The sequence below is a fragment of the Peribacillus sp. NPDC097198 genome (assembly GCF_044762055.1).
GTDB lineage: Bacteria > Bacillota > Bacilli > Bacillales > DSM-1321 > Peribacillus.
Genome location: NZ_JBIWDO010000012.1, coordinates 74,855 through 88,251 on the forward strand (window position 1 = coordinate 74,855; position 13,397 = coordinate 88,251).

13 protein-coding genes, 9 tRNA genes and 1 rRNA gene are annotated in these 13,397 nt (G+C 41.8%); 2 read left to right on the forward strand and 21 right to left on the reverse strand.

Features of this window, described 5'->3' with window-relative positions; all coding sequences use genetic code 11:
• Positions 1-209 precede the first annotated feature (209 nt).
• Positions 210-410, reverse strand: coding sequence for a cold-shock protein (locus ACIQXQ_RS17890; RefSeq protein WP_034304915.1), 201 nt, complete (start codon positions 408-410; stop codon positions 210-212).
• A gap of 289 nt (positions 411-699) precedes the next feature.
• Positions 700-1,221, reverse strand: coding sequence for a TetR/AcrR family transcriptional regulator (locus tag ACIQXQ_RS17895; protein WP_402959267.1), 522 nt, complete (start codon positions 1,219-1,221; stop codon positions 700-702).
• A 32-nt stretch (positions 1,222-1,253) separates the two neighbouring features.
• Here ACIQXQ_RS17895 and ACIQXQ_RS17900 point away from each other — a divergent pair, with 32 nt between their 5' ends.
• Positions 1,254-2,138, forward strand: coding sequence for an SDR family oxidoreductase (locus tag ACIQXQ_RS17900; protein WP_402959278.1), 885 nt, complete (start codon positions 1,254-1,256; stop codon positions 2,136-2,138).
• Positions 2,139-2,311: 173 nt separating this feature from the next.
• On the opposite strand, the gene ACIQXQ_RS17905 is transcribed toward ACIQXQ_RS17900, so the two are convergent.
• The 8 genes from ACIQXQ_RS17905 to sigW form a co-directional block, all read right to left on the reverse strand.
• Complete coding sequence (locus tag ACIQXQ_RS17905; RefSeq protein WP_402959280.1) at positions 2,312-3,307, reverse strand: HAAS signaling domain-containing protein; 996 nt, start codon at positions 3,305-3,307, stop codon at positions 2,312-2,314.
• A gap of 269 nt (positions 3,308-3,576) precedes the next feature.
• Positions 3,577-5,379: a glutamine--fructose-6-phosphate transaminase (isomerizing) gene (gene glmS, locus ACIQXQ_RS17910; RefSeq protein WP_402876101.1), complete on the reverse strand. Its 1,803-nt coding sequence runs from the start codon at positions 5,377-5,379 to the stop codon at positions 3,577-3,579.
• Positions 5,349-5,585 (reverse strand): hypothetical protein, encoded by a 237-nt coding sequence (locus tag ACIQXQ_RS17915; RefSeq protein WP_402959269.1) that lies wholly within the window; start codon positions 5,583-5,585, stop codon positions 5,349-5,351. The genes glmS and ACIQXQ_RS17915 overlap by 31 nt, the downstream gene beginning before the upstream one ends.
• A gap of 252 nt (positions 5,586-5,837) precedes the next feature.
• Entirely contained in the window at positions 5,838-7,187 is a 1,350-nt protein-coding gene (glmM, locus tag ACIQXQ_RS17920) for a phosphoglucosamine mutase (protein ID WP_402876104.1), read from the reverse strand.
• 53 nt (positions 7,188-7,240) lie between these two features.
• Entirely contained in the window at positions 7,241-8,578 is a 1,338-nt protein-coding gene (locus ACIQXQ_RS17925; RefSeq protein WP_402959271.1) for a CdaR family protein, read from the reverse strand.
• Positions 8,571-9,395 (reverse strand): diadenylate cyclase CdaA, encoded by an 825-nt coding sequence (cdaA, locus tag ACIQXQ_RS17930; RefSeq protein ID WP_402876108.1) that lies wholly within the window; start codon positions 9,393-9,395, stop codon positions 8,571-8,573. Before cdaA ends, ACIQXQ_RS17925 begins: the two co-directional genes overlap by 8 nt.
• A 212-nt stretch (positions 9,396-9,607) precedes the next feature.
• Positions 9,608-10,237, reverse strand: coding sequence for a zf-HC2 domain-containing protein (locus ACIQXQ_RS17935; protein ID WP_402959273.1), 630 nt, complete (start codon positions 10,235-10,237; stop codon positions 9,608-9,610).
• Positions 10,238-10,253: 16 nt separating this feature from the next.
• The gene (gene sigW / locus ACIQXQ_RS17940) at positions 10,254-10,817 is read right to left on the reverse strand and encodes an RNA polymerase sigma factor SigW (RefSeq protein ID WP_402876112.1); all 564 of its coding nucleotides are present in this window, start codon (positions 10,815-10,817) and stop codon (positions 10,254-10,256) included.
• A 175-nt stretch (positions 10,818-10,992) separates the two neighbouring features.
• Here sigW and ACIQXQ_RS17945 point away from each other — a divergent pair, with 175 nt between their 5' ends.
• A complete protein-coding gene (locus tag ACIQXQ_RS17945) occupies positions 10,993-11,172 on the forward strand; it encodes an aspartyl-phosphate phosphatase Spo0E family protein (protein WP_402876114.1) in 180 nt (59 codons plus the stop codon).
• A gap of 139 nt (positions 11,173-11,311) precedes the next feature.
• Here ACIQXQ_RS17945 and rocF read toward each other — a convergent pair whose 3' ends face one another.
• The 11 genes from rocF to rrf all read right to left on the reverse strand — a co-directional run.
• Positions 11,312-12,214, reverse strand: coding sequence for an arginase (gene rocF, locus ACIQXQ_RS17950; protein WP_402876116.1), 903 nt, complete (start codon positions 12,212-12,214; stop codon positions 11,312-11,314).
• Positions 12,215-12,369: 155 nt separating this feature from the next.
• A tRNA-Ala gene (locus tag ACIQXQ_RS17955) sits at positions 12,370-12,445 on the reverse strand.
• A gap of 25 nt (positions 12,446-12,470) precedes the next feature.
• Positions 12,471-12,542: transfer RNA gene (locus tag ACIQXQ_RS17960), tRNA-Gly, on the reverse strand.
• A gap of 3 nt (positions 12,543-12,545) precedes the next feature.
• Positions 12,546-12,620: transfer RNA gene (locus ACIQXQ_RS17965), tRNA-Gln, on the reverse strand.
• Positions 12,621-12,719: 99 nt separating this feature from the next.
• Positions 12,720-12,803 (reverse strand) — tRNA-Tyr (locus ACIQXQ_RS17970).
• A gap of 16 nt (positions 12,804-12,819) precedes the next feature.
• Positions 12,820-12,895: transfer RNA gene (locus ACIQXQ_RS17975), tRNA-Thr, on the reverse strand.
• A 16-nt stretch (positions 12,896-12,911) separates the two neighbouring features.
• A tRNA-Val gene (locus ACIQXQ_RS17980) sits at positions 12,912-12,987 on the reverse strand.
• Positions 12,988-13,004: 17 nt separating this feature from the next.
• Positions 13,005-13,079: transfer RNA gene (locus ACIQXQ_RS17985), tRNA-Glu, on the reverse strand.
• Positions 13,080-13,108: 29 nt separating this feature from the next.
• Positions 13,109-13,181: transfer RNA gene (locus ACIQXQ_RS17990), tRNA-Thr, on the reverse strand.
• A 3-nt stretch (positions 13,182-13,184) separates the two neighbouring features.
• Positions 13,185-13,259, reverse strand: a tRNA-Asn gene (locus ACIQXQ_RS17995).
• Positions 13,260-13,303: 44 nt separating this feature from the next.
• Positions 13,304-13,397 (reverse strand): 5S ribosomal RNA (gene rrf / locus ACIQXQ_RS18000); the annotation flags it as partial.

The following is a 13,397-nucleotide window of genomic DNA, read 5'->3' on the forward strand; positions in this document are numbered from 1 at the left end:
ACTCAAAAAAAGAAGTTCCCGCAGTCCAACCTCTTCATTTACAAATTCTTTTTTCTGAAAAAAATATGTTATACTAGGTAGACCTTTTTAAGCGATTTACTTTACTCATTCCATTTACCCTACTCAACATTGAGCAGGGTTTTTTATTATTGAATAAAACAAAAAAGGCAGACCCTAGTAATAGGGTCTGCCTTTTTTGTTTTTAGAAATTATGCTTTTTGAACGTTAGAAGCTTGAGGTCCGCGTTGACCTTGTTCTACTTCAAAAGTAACTTCTTGACCTTCGTCTAAAGATTTGAATCCTTCGCTTTGGATAGCTGAGAAATGTACGAATACATCGTCTCCGTTTTCGCGTTCGATGAAGCCAAATCCTTTTTCTGCGTTAAACCATTTCACTTTACCTTGTTCCATTGTTGTTGCCTCCTAGTGCCAAAGCACATTGTATTACTATCCTTGCTCTAAGTCATCATCGAAACGAAAAGTAGTACTTTTAGTATCCTTAGTACCGAACATGAATAATTAACCTAAGCATACCATCAAATGGTAGGGATTGCAAATACTTTAAGCAATCTTTTTCAAAACAAAAGTACTTGCACACTTTTAAAACAAGATTCGTCTCTTATCTTTGCTCCTCGGGCGTTTAGTTCCTTCCATCGATTTCATCAGTTCCTACCCTCTTTTTCAGGTCTACAGCTTCCCGCTACCGCTCTATTCCATCTAATTTTGCATCCAATACTTTTGTCCAGTTTGTCAGGCCGATTTTCAATAGTTTTTCCGCTGCTACAGCCGGACTCATGGCGTACCCGTTCCTTACCCAAAAAACCAAATAACCGATGGTGCCATAGCTCGCAAATAGGGCATAGTCTGGATCCTGGAACACTTCTTGTAAATGTGCTGCAAGCTTATCTGATAATTTTTGAATAGCGTCCGCCTCTGCAAATTCGAGTTCATAAAATGAGCGATATTTGAAAATATGTTCACATAAATGGAGGGTGATTGGCTTACCCCATTGGTAATCCATCTCATAAAATGACAAGAACCGGTCGTTTAACTTCCGTCTCACCTCATCCATCAGTTCGTATTTGTCTGCAAAATGCAAATAAAATGTGGATCGGGAAATGCCTGCCTTTTGAACAATTTCTTTCACAGCTAACTCTTCAAAGCTTTTCTCAAATAAAAGCTGTAAATAAGCGGCAACTATCGATTCTTTTGCCGTTTCCATTTTTGACACTCCTCTGGACATTTTTAGTGGAAATGTCTTGCTTATTTTATTATAAAACCGTTTACACTAAGTTTATATCAAGTTTAGGGGGAATTGAAATGGATAAGCATGTTTATGTAATTACAGGCGGTTCTGGCGGTATGGGTAAAGCCACTGCAGAACTGGTTGGCAAAAAAGGAACCATATTGTTGGCAGATGTTTCTGAAGAACGTTTAATCCAAACAAAAGAGGAATTAGCGACTAAAGGTATAACTGATGTCTATTATCAAACTGTCGATATTACATCAAAGGAAAATGTTGCTGCTTTAGCTAAAAAATCTGCTGAACTTGGGATATTAAAAGGATTGGTTCACACAGCCGGGCTGTCACCGACGATGGCCAATTCGAAACGCATTACAGAAGTGAATTCTGTTGGCACCGGAATTGTCCTAGATGCGTTTCTTCCACTTGCTACAGTAGGTACTGCTGCGGTATGTATCTCTTCGATGAGTGCCTATATGGCGCCCCGTCAAGGTCCTTATACGGAAATTTTAAAACAGCCTTTAGCCGAAAACTATATTGAGACCATGGAGCAATTTACACAAGGCGACTCAGGTGCGGCTTACAGCCTATCTAAATTGGGGGTTGTCTTATATGTGGAAGACCAAGCGTGGGCTTGGGGTGAAAAAGGTGCACGTATCACATCTATCTCTCCGGGTACCATTAACACGCCGATGGGGCGTCAGGAAGCATCCCAACAACAACAAATGAAAACAATGCTCGAACACACGCCACTCCGCCGTGAAGGAGAAGCATCCGAGATCGCAACAGCTGTGGAATTCTTGCTTAGCGATGCAGCTTCCTATATAACTGGCATAGATTTACGTGTGGATGGTGGTACAATTGCGAATATTCATCGCATGAAGACTCAAAAATAAAACTCCAACAATAATCTTACTAGACAAGGGCCATCCAACATTGATACTTTGCTTATGTCGGGTGGCTTTTGTTCTTCCTATTCCATTCTGATTAAAAAGTAGCTATCCGTTTAAACCGTTTGGAGCAACTGGTTGGATAACAGCTGGTTGGAACCATTATCGAATACATGTCATCAATGGACTCTAGACTTGCGGTATCCATCAAATACATTTAATGCTGCGGCTAAAATGAAGATGGTAATTGAGCCTCCTACAATCGCATTTCGAAACTGCATGGCCGTTGTATCGGATAAACTCCCCATATATGTAAGGAATTCAGGGTTCATTACATCCGGATTACTTACAATGACAATGAATCCGATGGTTGTGATCATTTCAAGAACCAAATTGAAATTTGCCAGTTTTTTTGTCCATTGCCTTTTGATACTCTTATAAAAAGCTAACCAGATTTCCATGGCGATCACCAGAAGAATGAACGGCCAATAGTTAAGTAGGATATCCTGTTGGAAGACCGGAATCACGAGTTCGATCCTATCTCCACCTTCATACACCCCGACAAATTGATTTGCATAAAAGTATACCGTCGTCCAAATCGCTGTCCACATCAGTCCACTGAATACATTGAACCTCGTAATCTCTTTCTTCTTGTGAATGTAAGGGATACTTCTCAAATCATTTGGGGTCCATTTCTGTAGGCTTGCCGATAGTGGACTTTGATACTTTCCTTTATCCGTTCGCTCCAGAACCGCGAAGACAATCGTCACCCAGAAGAAGACTTGAAAGCCGACTTCAAGGACCCGCAATATGCCTTCGATTATAAGGGTAATCACTTTAGGAATAACCGCTTCATCTTGGCTAAACCCCATAAAAGAATCGATAATCAGCGAAATGAGTGCAATGCCCGCTGCTATGGGAAAAACCACTTTCAATAGTGAAATATATAAATCATAATAACGCGGTCCGATCAGGTGCATCGGCTGAGCCCGATACCCACTAGCCACTGTCGCTGGGTTCCCCAATTCGCCCAGAACCTCCTCCACATCCAGTTCACTATAATCATCAGGAAGCATCTCTTCAATGGTTGACCGCAACTCGAGTGCAATATCCCTGCGTTTTTTTTCAGGCAATCTGCGTGTGACCTCTTGTATATAAACCTCAATCAAACCCAACATCTTCCTCCCCCTTCAATAGGCAAAAGTTTTTATATTGCTTATCTAACGATTGATTTACCATTATATGTTATAGGGTACTTGACATATATTATGTATCACACACTATTGTGGTGGGAAGGAAAATTGATATATGTCCCTGTTTTTATTTTTCCATTTAGATATTCTCTTTCTTTCGGACATAAAAAAAACCCATTTAGATAATGGTATCTAAATGGGTAAATAATTTTTATAAACATTTATAGATATGACGCACAAATCATTTCTACTTATTCAACCGTTACACTTTTCGCTAGATTACGTGGTTTATCCACGTCACACTCCCGGTGTAGGGCAGCATAGTACGCAATGAGTTGAAGCGGGATGACAGAGATAAGAGGTGTTAATAGTTCGTTCACTTCCGGGATGACAAAACGATCATCTTCTTCTTCCAACCCTTTCATTGAAATGATGCAAGGATTAGCGCCACGGGCGACGACTTCTTTGACATTCCCACGGATGCTTAGATTGACTCCTGCTTGCGTAGCAAGAGCGATAACAGGTGTGCCTTCTTCGATTAGGGCAATCGTTCCATGCTTAAGCTCACCGCCGGCAAAACCTTCTGCCTGGATGTATGAGATTTCTTTCAGCTTAAGCGAACCTTCAAGACCCACGTAATAATCAAGGGAACGACCGATGAAGAAACAATTACGCGTAACAGACAGGTATTCACGAGCAATCTCTTCCATCTCTTCTTTCGAATCGCAAAGAGCTTCCATGCCTGTCGCAGCTATTCCAAGCTCTTTGACAAGATCGAAATCGAATGCAAGGTTACGGAACTGGCCAGTTACGTTCGCTAATATCGCCAATACCGCTACTTGAGCCGTATAGGCCTTCGTAGAAGCCACGGCAATTTCAGGACCTGCATGTAATAAGAGCGTATAATCTGCTTCTCGTGACAGCGTAGAGCCCGGTACATTTGTGATGGTCAATGCTTTATGGCCAAGCTCTTTGATGGCCACTAAAACTGCACGGCTATCTGCCGTTTCCCCACTTTGCGAAATGAAGATGAACAGTGGTTTTTCGGATAATATCGGCATATTGTATGTGAACTCTGATGCTACATGCACTTCAACCGGAATTTTAGCCATTTTTTCAATGAATTGTTTACCGATTAGGCCTGCATGGTAGCTTGTTCCACAAGCCACGATATAAATACGGTCTGCCTCGCTCACTGCTTCTGTAATATTGTAATCAATCGCCAGTTTACCTTCTTCGTTTTGGTAAGATTGAATGATTTTACGGATAACAGTAGGCTGCTCATCAATTTCTTTAAGCATATAATGTGGATACGTACCTTTTTCAATATCACTGGCATCGAGTTCCGCCGTGAATGGAGCACGAAATACTTCTTCGTTGGAAAGGTTTTTAATTGTCACTTTTTCTTTTGTGACAATAACCATTTCTTTATCCATTAATTCAAGGAATTGATCGGTAACTTGCAGCATAGCCATTGCATCAGAAGCGATAACGTTAAAGTCTTTTCCAACACCGATTAGGAGTGGGCTTTTATTTTTAGCAACAAAAATCGTTTCTTCGTTTTCAGCATCCAATAGGGCAAGGGCATACGAACCTTCTAAAAGGGTAAGCGTGTGACGGAATGCCTCTTCCACTTCCATGCCGTCATTCACGAACTTCTCAATAAGCTGAACGATGACTTCCGTATCAGTGTCGCTTTTAAAAGCAACATCCTTCAAATATTCCCGTTTTAAAATCGCATAGTTTTCGATGACCCCATTATGAACTAATGTCAGGCGACCTGAGTTACTTTGGTGAGGATGAGCATTATCACGGCTAGGTACACCATGAGTGGCCCAGCGAGTGTGTCCAATCCCTGTATTCGCCGAAGTCCCTTCATCCACAACACCGCGTAAGTCTGCAATCCGTCCCTTTTCCTTGAAGACCTTGATGCCTTCCTTATTTTGCACAGCTATACCAGCAGAATCATACCCACGGTACTCTAACTTTTCAAGACCTTTTAACAGGATTTCTTTCGCGTCATTTAGACCAATATATCCAACAATTCCACACATAATTTCTGTTCCTCCAACTGATTAGAGGGAACAGGAATGCACGAGGGCATCCCTGCCCCCTCATCTCTGATATTTTTATAAAGGAAATACCCGAAGGCTTTTTCCCATTGTACATTTCCAACTCTTTGTGCAGTCGGTTGCCCCACTGTTTTAAAATTGGAATTATTACGGCTGTGTACTTCAGCCGGGAGGTATCCGCCGAACATTCGATACTCCTCCTCCTCGTCAACTAAACCCGTCTCGACCCAGTTTAGTTCAGGCGCTTTAGTTTTCCTATTATCTTCCCTGGCCTCCTTTTCCCTTATAACCATTTTATGGTAAAAGTAGTTGTAAATCAGGATAATCATACCCTATACATGGGACATAGGTCAATTCTTTACTACCATTAAAACAAAATATGATTCTTAATAAAAATATGCATAAAAGGAAATTTTCGTTCCCCTTTATGCATAGGTTGTTTATTCGTTTAGTCCCATTTCTGCTCTTACCGTTGCTACGATGCGGTCTACATAACGCGTACATTCTTCAATAGTAGGCGCTTCAGCCATAACACGGACAAGCGGTTCAGTTCCAGATGGCCGTACCAGAATCCGGCCGTTACCACCCATCTCCGCTTCCACTTCTTTTATGACTTCCTGTACTTTTTCATTCCCCGTTACCCCATGCTTGTCAGTTACTTTAACATTAATGAGTGTCTGCGGATATTTTTGCATCTCACTCGCAAGCTCAGATAGAGGTTTTTGCGTCTCACTCATGATGTTCACAAGCTGTAAACCCGTTAATAAGCCGTCCCCAGTTGTATTGTAATCCAAGAAGATGATATGCCCGGATTGCTCTCCACCAAGATTATAGCCACCTTTACGCATTTCTTCCACTACATAGCGATCGCCAACTGCTGTTTGAGCACTATGTATACCATGTTCCTCAAGCCCTTTGTAAAAGCCAAGGTTACTCATGATCGTAGAAACCACGGTTCCTTTTTTCAATCGATTATTCTCTTTTAAGTATTTCGCACAGATATACATGATTTGATCGCCATCTACGATATTTCCTTTTTCATCAATAGCTATTATGCGGTCGCCGTCGCCATCGAAAGCAAGTCCAACATCTGCCCCTTTTTCCTTCAAGAATTCAGCCAGAGCCTCAGGGTGGGTAGAACCGACCCCATCATTGATGTTCAAGCCATTCGGTGATGCCCCCATTGTCGAAATATCTGCATCTAAATCAGCAAATAGATGCATAGCCAAGGAAGATGTCGCACCGTGAGCACAATCAAGCGCAACATGTATGCCCGTAAAGTCTTCGTCAACCGACTGTTTTAAGTATTGCAGATATTTTTGGCCGCCTTCGAAGTAGTCATTTAAATGGCCTAAGTCTCCGCCCGTAGGACGCGGTAACTCATCATTCTCCAGATCAAGCAATGCTTCCACTTCCGCTTCCTGTTCATCTGAGAGCTTGAAGCCATCCGGTCCAAAGAATTTAATTCCATTGTCCGCTACAGGATTATGAGAAGCTGAAATCATAACACCCGCTTCAGCACTTAAGGCTTTTGTCAGATAGGCCACTCCCGGTGTCGAAATGATGCCCAGTCGCATGACTTCAGCGCCGATGGATAATAATCCGGCAACAAGAGCACCTTCTAACATTTCCCCTGAAATACGAGTATCGCGCCCTATTAATACCTTTGGTTTTTCTGAATTCTTAGTAAGGACATAGCCGCCAAAACGGCCTAGTTTAAATGCCAACTCCGGCGTTAACTCCGTATTTGCTATTCCCCTAACTCCATCTGTTCCAAAATATTTACCCATCTGTATCGCTCCTTCTTCAAATCATTACTAAATTAAATGATGTTAAGGCCAGGTTACGTTTCTTCCTCTTCTTGGGCCATGGAAACTGACACTGCAACTCTTTTAGAATCTAATTCCCAAGATACTCCCGCGGGGACTTTAACTGCCAGTTCAACATCATGCTTACCTTCATCTAAATTACTTACATCGACCGTGAGCGAAATGTCGTCTTTAGATATTTTTTTTAGATCTTCCGCTTTCCCATTCAATGTAATGCTCATCACATCCGTATCCAATTCCACTTCTTGATCATCCTGTTTACCTACCGGGATTATTTTCAAGTTGGTGAAAGTTTTGGATTCCGTGGTTTCCGGTTCAACCTTATCTACCGGTTTTTCTTCTTCGACAACTACTTCTTCTGCCTCTTCTTCAGTATCCTTATCTTCCACATCCACTTTTTCGGTACGAATCTTCACCGTAGCTTTACTTAAGGACATTTTCTGCACACTTTCAGGTTTTGAAAGATTAAGTTCCATTTCGGTATCTCCATCTACTTTCGAGATATTGACTGGAAGATTTAATGCATTTATTTTATCCAATGATGCTTCTTGTCCATATAGAGTTACCTCTGTAGGGTCGACACTAATACTCTTGATACGAACTCCGGCCTTGGCCTTCCCCGTTTGCTCTGGCACGATTGATACCTTTTTGGAAGGAATACTGACCTTTAACGAAACTGCCACGGAAGCTGGCTCAATCGCGACATCTAATTTATTCAAATCCCGGTCTAGCGCTTTTACCGTTGCCTGCCCGTTCACCGATTCGTTTAGCCCTTTCCTTATTTCAAGGTTGGCCTTTACATAGGATATTTTTTCAATTACATCTTTGGCACCCGTAATTTTTACGGTTTCAGGACTTACTGTTGGCTGCCCAGCGGTATACCCTTCTTCCAGTAATGAACTGTTATATTCTGCATCGACCTTAAACTCTTTCGTCATCCGTTCCTGAACATTTACTTCCGCATATTCCGGATCTATCGTTGCCACGAGTTTTTCATTTAAATCGCTTATTTTAAATGTGACAGTTCGGTCCCCCATCGAGATTTCGGGATCGGAAAGATCTACATATACTTTAAAATCCCGTTGGCTTTTTGCGTTGATCAGAAGGCTTTTTGCCCCCTTCAATGTGACATCCACCGTTTCAGGTACGCCGCTGACCACTAAATTTTCACGATCATAGTACACTTCAACCGGAACATTTTCAATGGTTTCCGTACCATTCTCAGGCGCAGTGGACAATCCAAGGGACTTTTTATCGGACTCCATCTCGAAATTAACGGATATAAATAATAGAGCAGCCAAGGCGAAAGCGACAATTCTCATAAACCAAGCGCTATTCGTGAATTTATCCATTTTTCTTCCCCCTCCAATTCCAGATACCCGAGGAAGTTGTTTTGACATTCTGCAATACCAGTTCACTTGTTAGCATGGCTCTAAATGATTCCTGATTTAAATCGCGGTATAGCTCCCCATTTTTGGTGACAGAGATACCTCCCGTTTCTTCAGAAACAACAATTGTTACACTATCTGTTACTTCACTCATTCCAATGGCAGCCCTATGCCTTGTGCCCAGCTCTTTTGAAATGAACGGACTTTCCGATAAGGGCAGATAGCAAGCTGCTGCTGCGACTTGATTATCCTGTAAAATAACAGCCCCATCATGGAGGGGTGTATTCGGAATGAAAATATTAATGAGCAGTTCAGAAGAAATATAGGACCTTAAAGGAATTCCCGTTTCAACGTAATCACCCAGTGCCGTTCCTTTTTCAATGGTAATCAAGGCTCCAATACGCCTTTTCGCCATATACGTAGAGGCCTTTAGAATTTCTTCTACTAAACGCTCTTGTTGATTCTCTTCCGGAGCACTGCCCCTTGAAAAGATCTTTCCTCGTCCTAATTGTTCAAGTGCTCTTCTCAATTCAGGCTGGAAAATGACGAGAATTGCCAGAACACCCCAGTTCATGACTTGTTCCATTAACCATCCGAGTGTATTGAAACCAAACAGATTGCTCAAGCTTTTCACAATGACAATCACAAAAATTCCCTTTAGCAGTTGTATGGCTTTCGTGCCTCGAATTATAGTTAACAATTTATATATCACAAACCAAACAAGGAAAATATCAATGAAATTTACTACATAGTCCCAAACATTCAAATTGGATATAGACATGTTGTTTCCTCCAGTCCGTAATACTCCAAAAACACAATAACCATCGTTATGTAATAACCTTAATAGTATACCATTTTTTAAATCATACTTCTAAAACTAGTACAGAAATTTATATGGGAAGTAGTGCTAGTAACCACTATTTTTGTCTGGATACAATATAAAGCTGAACAAAAGCACCGTTCTGATTAGAACCATGCTTATGCTCAGCTTCATTATTCCCCATCTCTTTCCTCTTTTGAAGAAGGAAGTAGAGATGTTCCAATATCCTTTATTTTGTACCACATCCACTCAAAGGCTTGGTCTATGACTTCTATATCACCGGTAACATTTCCTGCCTTGGCCATATACTCCTGACCATTAATGACTGTCACATTCCCCTTTACTTCGCCCTCTATGCGTATGTCCCCATTTTGAACCACAACGTTCCCTTCAATGGTTTCCCCACTAGGGACAATGACGGTTTCCCCTTCTACCAATAAGTTAGGTTGCTTGGAGACGGAAAAATGTTCGTCCTGATTATAAGTGGAAAAGATCGATCCTGTCATTAATACAACGAACATCGCCGCGGCTGTCATAAACGGATGAGCCTTAAACCATCTCTTTGCCCCCGTAGCCTTCTTTTCCTTAGGCAATTGGGCCATTACCCTTGCCGTAAAATCATCCGGGGCCTTGATATGGGAAGTGCTTTGTACAAGGGCAACTGCTTTTTTCATTTCATTGAAAAAATCTCGGCATGCAGGACATGTAAGCAGATGGTCCCTTAAAATTTCTTTATGCTCGGGTTTAATGTCCTCATCTAAATAATCATGCATATAATTAATGATTTCCTCGTGGCAGTTCATTTTTCTCACCTTCTTTTTATAAATGGCGCAGTTGTTTACGCAAAGCTTCTCGCCCACGATGTATTCTCGTTTTGACAGTGCCTACCGGCAAATCAAGAATCTCACTGATTTCCTTTAACGATAATTCCTCAATGTATTTTAATACGATGACCGAACGATACTTTTCCGGCAACTTCATAATTTCGACCTGGATGGTTTCCTGAAGCTCTAACGACTCTACTTCTTCCTCTGGCATCGCCATGTCCGATGCAATTTGAGAATACATATTCAATCCCTCTGTACCAGTGACTTCCGCATCTAAATAGTAATCCGGCTTTTTCTTACGAAGTCGGTCGATACAGAGGTTCGTCGCTATGCGATATAACCATGTTGAAAACTTCATATTGATATTGAAACTGCGAATGTTCACAAAGGCCCTTACAAAAGCTTCTTGGGACAGGTCTTCAGCCTCCTGCCGGTTTCCAAGCATTCTAAAACAGATTTGAAAAACTTTATCCTTATAAATTTCGACTATTTCCCCAAATGCATTGTGGTCTCCCTTTAACACTTGGTTTATTCTCTCTTTAACAAGTCCATCCATTTTTGTTTTTTACCCCCGCTTCATGCGGCTATACGATTATTACGAATCGCAAGCTAAAAGGTTTCATAATTTATTACTTTTATTTTAGCAAACTTTTACATTTTATGTTTAAAACGAAAAAAACAAGGATATATATAGTAAGAAATTGTAAAAATAAAGGAAGTGAACCTTGATAATGACTGCAGAACAAATACTAGATAACATTGAGCGATATAGACAGAAAATGATTATCTTAGCTTCCCGTTCCTCTATGATAGATAACGAAGTGGTCGAAGTGAGTAGCAAACTTGATACCCTGATGAATCAATATTTTCAATTGACCCAAAGCGGAACGAAAAAGCAAACAGTAAAGTGAAGAGGGAGATTGCCTTGGAATCATATAACGTTACCTTCGTTCAACATTATCTAAATCATATACTTTTGTATTCTAGCATATAGAAAAACAGTAACCCATAAAAAAACCGGTTACTGTTTCTTTTATATATTGCGTTAAGTTATAATAGCTTTTCTCCAAATAGAGAACCCATCAGGGCTACCGCCACGATCGCCGTTTTATTACGCTCGTCTAGTACGGGGTTTACTTCTACAAACTCAGCTGAAGTAATCAACTCTGACTCCGCAAGCATTTCCATGGCCAAATGACTTTCCCGATAGCTTATCCCCCCAAGCACTGGTGTTCCTACTCCAGGTGCCTCTGCAGGGTCTACCCCATCAAGATCTAGGGATAGATGAACCCCATCCGTTTTATCACGTAAGTATTCAATGCATTCTTCCATCACTTTCGTCATACCAAGCCTATCAATTTCATGCATCGTATAGACCTTGATGCCTTTATCACGTATTAGTACCTTTTCTCCTTCGTCCAAGGAACGGGCTCCAATAATGACGATATTCTCTGGTTTCACCTTTTGTGCATACCCATGCAGATTAACTAAATCAGGGTGACCGAGTCCAATGCTGACAGCGAGTGGCATGCCATGTATGTTTCCTGACGGAGAAGTCTCCTCCGTGTTCAAATCTCCATGGGCATCATACCAAATTACCCCTAAACTCTCATAATGCTTCGAAATCCCAGCAAGTGTTCCTATTGCTATCGAATGATCTCCCCCAAGAACTAGAGGGAATGATCCACTACAAATAATTTCATCTACCCTTGCTGCTAATTGTGCATTCCCCTTAGAAACAAGTGATAGATTCTTCAAGTTTGAGCCAGCCTCTTCAGATGTCCCGGGCCTCCCCACTATGATGTCTCCTAAATCTTCCACTTCTAACTGCAATTGTTGGATTCGTTCGACAACACCTGCACAACGGAGTGCACTTGGCCCCATATCAACCCCACGCCTTGTTTGACCAAGATCCATGGGAAGACCGATAACTGAAATTTTTTGAATAGACATACTATTCCCCCTTTCTGTTATTTTATAACTGTTAAGGAGAATGGTTCAACCGGACATTTTTATGTATAAAGATACAGCCATAGAAAGTTGTTTTTCAAAAAAAAAGCCTTAAACCGAAGAGGTTTAAGGCGTAAGTGTTGGTGTATGTAGTTAGATGGTGGAGCCTAGCGGGATCGAACCGCTGACCTCCTGCGTGCAAGGCAGGCGCTCTCCCAGCTGAGCTAAGGCCCCTAAGTATAAAATCTAATTAAAATAAAGCGAAAGACGGGATTCGAACCCGCGACCCCAACCTTGGCAAGGTTGTATTCTACCACTGAACTACTTTCGCATATGGCTGGGCTAGAAGGGATCGAACCTTCGCATGACGGAATCAAAATCCGTTGCCTTACCGCTTGGCTATAGCCCAATATATGTAAATTAATAGTTAGCAAAATAAAAAGCGGTAATTATATATTCCCCTAAAGAAGAAAGTATATAACTGAACCACATTTTTTTGAAAAAAAGATGGTGGAGGGGGGCAGATTCGAACTGCCGAACCCGAAGGAGCGGATTTACAGTCCGCCGCGTTTAGCCACTTCGCTACCCCTCCACATATAAGTGAAACATGGTGCCGGCAAGAGGACTTGAACCCCCAACCTACTGATTACAAGTCAGTTGCTCTACCAGTTGAGCTACACCGGCAAATCAATATTAAAAATGGTGGAGGATGACGGGATCGAACCGCCGACCCTCTGCTTGTAAGGCAGATGCTCTCCCAGCTGAGCTAATCCTCCAAAAAGTGAATTGAAAATGGTGACCCGTACGGGAATCGAACCCGTGTTACCGCCGTGAAAGGGCGGTGTCTTAACCGCTTGACCAACGGGCCGTAAAAAAATTTTAAAAGGTAGTTTGGGAAGCTCCCAAGCGGATTCGAACCGCTGACCTCTTCCTTACCATGGAAGTGCTCTACCTACTGAGCTATGGAAGCATATGGCTCCGCAGGTAGGACTCGAACCTACGACCGTTCGGTTAACAGCCGAATGCTCTACCACTGAGCTACTGCGGAATAATATAATGTTTCCTAAAACTCTTAGAAGATATAAATCATCTGCTTGGCGGCGTCCTACTCTCACAGGGGGAAACCCCCAACTACCATCGGCGCTGAAGAGCTTAACTGCCGTGTTCGGAATGGGAACGGGTGTGA